The organism is Yersinia sp. 2542 StPb PI (genome assembly GCF_048593855.1).
In the GTDB taxonomy this organism is placed as follows: domain Bacteria; phylum Pseudomonadota; class Gammaproteobacteria; order Enterobacterales; family Enterobacteriaceae; genus Yersinia; species Yersinia enterocolitica_E.
On the sequence record NZ_JAZGQA010000289.1, the window covers coordinates 1 to 3,601 of the forward strand.

The window sequence follows — 3,601 nt, forward strand, 5'->3', positions numbered from 1 at the left end:
ATTGATATAGCCAGAGAACATCCCGATCACTACAGAATAATTTTAAGGCTACCAATTTGGTGGCCTTTTTTATTTAGCTCCCGTCAAAACAGTCAATTACTGAAAACACCCTCATATCTCCGAGTGACTACGACGGGAGCTATTACCTACTTGATCCAGTTGTGGCCCCCAGAATCAGCATTGGTCATATGCGAGGTGCCGGAGTTCGTTGGTGCTACATGGGGTGATAGTGGGCTGTATACACTAGCCCTCAAACGTGAGCTGCGGATCTGCAAGGGTCGGCTCGATGAAGTCATTAGTTGGCGGAAAAACGCCGGAAAGAAAACGTAATGACTAATGGTTAGCTGCCAATCGGGACGCTGGCGAAGATAGGTGGCACTATAAGTACCACCTAAAATGATAGTTGATAAGCTATAGGGCTAGCTGTATTGCACGGTCTCTGACCTGTCGTGCGATTGATAATCCATTAGTGAAACGTTGCTCTGCCGACGGTAAATCGCTTGGGTGATTAATATAAGCATCTGGCAAGTTTAGGTATAACTTTTGAACGATAGAGAGAAATTATCACTCATGTCTCATGCATCTGACATGATAGGCGCATTGTCAGATGAAATTGAAGAGCTGGAAGATAGCGATGATGTTGTACCGGATAAATTCCGAGCCGACTTAAAAGCCTGGAAACAGTATCGGGTAAAAGTGAAGAACATCGATGTTTCCCTAGTGCCCGATATTGAGTGGCCAGAGTCACCGGATACTGTTTTATCTGAAGCATGAAATACAAAACCGGGCTTAATTGCCGCCCGGTCTGTCAACTTATTTAGTTTGAATGTTGCAATCAGTATTAAAAGTTATATTTAACCCCTAACATCACCGCTGTATCGCTGTAACCTTTGTTGCCCACTTGCTGGCCAACATTACCCCAGAGATTGACTTGCTTGTTGATCTGACCTTCAACCCCCACTTTCACTTCCGCAATATTCGCTGCGCCTTCTTGTTTCACGGTCACACCATCCATATTGGTGCCAAAGTCTTTGGTGTTATGAACCCAGTTAATTTCAACAAACGGCTGGAACACACGATCTTTGCCTTTATCCTGAGCAGCGTACCCATTCATAAAGGCTTTCACACCCAGACGAGTCTGGATATTGCCATCACCTTCACCAGACACATTGGTGCCGTTGGTTTCTTTATGGTCGTCTGCTTTCACCCCCATCCAGGTAATCTGTGCTTTGGGCTGGATAAAGTAGGTGGCGTTTTTAGCTGCATTCTCGCCAACTTTAAAGGTATAGCCACTCTCAAGCGAGGCAGTCACACCCTTAGATTTGTACTCCTCACTTGCCAAATCCTGACCTTCAACGGTATTGTTGAACCAACTGTATTGTGCCCAACCGTCGACATACAATCCGGACTTGTCTTCATCGTTGGCATACCAGGTGCTGTACACGCCGACAGTGTAACCATCAACAGAGCCGTCTGACTGGTAACCGGATTTCGAGCGTGTATTGCTCTTGCTGTTACCGTAACCGGCCATGACACCTAAATGTAAACGGTTCAGGTCATTGTTACTCCACTGCGCGATATCGCCACCTAATTGCATCACATAGCGGTTACTTTGGGTTTTCAACTGCCCGCTGGTATCACGTGAGCGGTTATGTCCACCTTCATTGCGTAACCACATGCTGGTCACTTTATGCTCGCCTGTCAGGGCATCGATATATTGAGTTTCCCCTAAACGATCGTGCAGACGGGTGACAAACATATTGTTAGCTGCCGCCAAGTTCGCTGCATAACTTCCCGCCTCAGGGCGTTTCATTTCTTCACCTGGACCAACGGGATTTTCAGGGTCAACCGGTTCATTGCTTAGGCTAGTCAAATACCAGTTGGTGGTATTGCTACCTATCCCGCGGGCCAGTGAGTAATCATAGGCCCCGGCCACGATGCGACCACTTTTGACAAACTCACCGTCAGATAAACCGTTTACTTGGATAAGTTCAATACCGTTCAGGGTTTGTGCACCGCTGCCGCCGAGGTTATCCACCCTTACATGCGTATTGCCGCTCGTATTGCCGTTAATCACCAGTTTATCGGTGGGAGAGTTATCATCGGACAAATGACTGTTGAGTATTAACTTACCGTTGTTACTAGTATAATCACCATTAATGGTTAATGTGTTAAATCTGGAACCTATTCGAGTAGGGGAGTTAATACTCGATGACGATAAAATGCTCGGTGCGATTAATCCGGAATTTTCAACATTACCATTAATTATACCGCTACCACCCAACATACCTAACTCGGCAATATTAACTTGTCCGCCTAATACGTTATTCACAATCAGGCTACCACCATAAACCTGAGTTTTACCGGCAAAGTAACGACTATCACCGGTCAATGTGGTGGTACCTGCCAACTGGTTAATCGTGCCATTACCGTCAATTACCGCAGCCAATATATAGTCGCCGGTGTTATCTGTATGGTTCAGGTTAAGAATACTTTTATCAGCGGTGAACAGCTGAATGGCCGGAGCATCAAGATAGCCTGCGGCATGAGGCGCACTGATTTCAGTACCACCAATATTAATAACGTTGGTGCCGGCACTTGCCAGACTAGCATTATAATCGCCATAGCCCACACCGATCGCCTGACCGACAGAAACTTTACCACCGTCATTAATGGTTAATGCTCCGCTAGCGTTGCCCCGGCCAATAAATAAATTCGTACCTGCGTTCCATTCTGAACCTTGCCCAGTCACTAGCACACTATTTTCTACATCGTTTTGCTGGTCAGCCAGATAAGAAGATGCGGTACTCAGTACATTAACTTTAGCACCGTTAGAAACTGACATATTGCCTGATGCGGTATTGCCAATATAAACATCACCAGTAATATTCAAGGTCGAGCCAATGCCGTCGACCACCACCACTCCACCACCGCGGTTATCACCGTTATATCCGCCAATCAGTAAACCGTAACCATCATATGAACTATGAGCATTTACTGTGCCACCATTGGTAATATTCAGATAGCCTTTGCCATCACCGCCAACGGTAAGATTACCCGCTATATCGATCAATGAACCCTGACCGTCGACTTCAGCAATGCCTGTGGCACTAAGATGGTCAGCTAAAACTAATCCCCGACTGGCATTTAGCATATACATTTTTCCGCCGTCGATAATCTGCAACTCACCGTAGCCGTATAGGCCAACATAAAGAGATGCATTAGCCATGGTTAACGATGCATTGTCGCCACTCACAACTATTTTGCCACTACCATTACTTCCACTTTCGCCACCGACAGCAATAATATTAGTGCCTACCATCGTTAAATGGCCATTATCTGAAATGGTTAATTGGGAATTATTATTTAAAGAGGGGGCCAACTGAAGCTGAGTAATAGTGGATATACCATTACTAAGATTTACTAATCCATTATTAATTATCGTTGTGGTAGTGGTGTCGGGTATAGTATTCGGCAACCAGTTACCACCCTCAAACCAATGATCAGAGACTGAACCGTTCCATGTTCCGGCTAAAGTCGATGAACTTATACTGACTAATAATAATGACAACGTGATATTATTTAACTTTAAAGCGCTGAA

3 protein-coding genes are annotated in these 3,601 nt (G+C 45.3%); 2 read left to right on the forward strand and 1 reads right to left on the reverse strand.

The annotated features are described in order from the left end of the window. The first annotated feature begins 123 nt into the window (after positions 1–123). Positions 124–330: an Rz1-like lysis system protein LysC gene (gene lysC / locus V1952_RS20650; RefSeq protein WP_420075438.1), complete on the forward strand. Its 207-nt coding sequence runs from the start codon at positions 124–126 to the stop codon at positions 328–330. Positions 331–543: 213 nt separating this feature from the next. Continuing rightward, positions 544–774 (forward strand): tail fiber assembly protein, encoded by a 231-nt coding sequence (locus V1952_RS20655; protein ID WP_420075437.1) that lies wholly within the window; start codon positions 544–546, stop codon positions 772–774. Between the two features lie 67 nt (positions 775–841). Here the strand turns inward: V1952_RS20655 and V1952_RS20660 are convergent, their stop codons facing one another. After that, a complete protein-coding gene (locus tag V1952_RS20660) occupies positions 842–3,322 on the reverse strand; it encodes an autotransporter outer membrane beta-barrel domain-containing protein (protein WP_420075439.1) in 2,481 nt (826 codons plus the stop codon). Positions 3,323–3,601 lie beyond the last annotated feature (279 nt).

Excerpts from the sequence above, each read along its gene's own strand:
- V1952_RS20660 (WP_420075439.1), bottom strand. The coding sequence starts at position 3,322 with ATGGTAGGCACTAATATTATTGCTGTCGGTGGCGAAAGTGGAAGTAAT.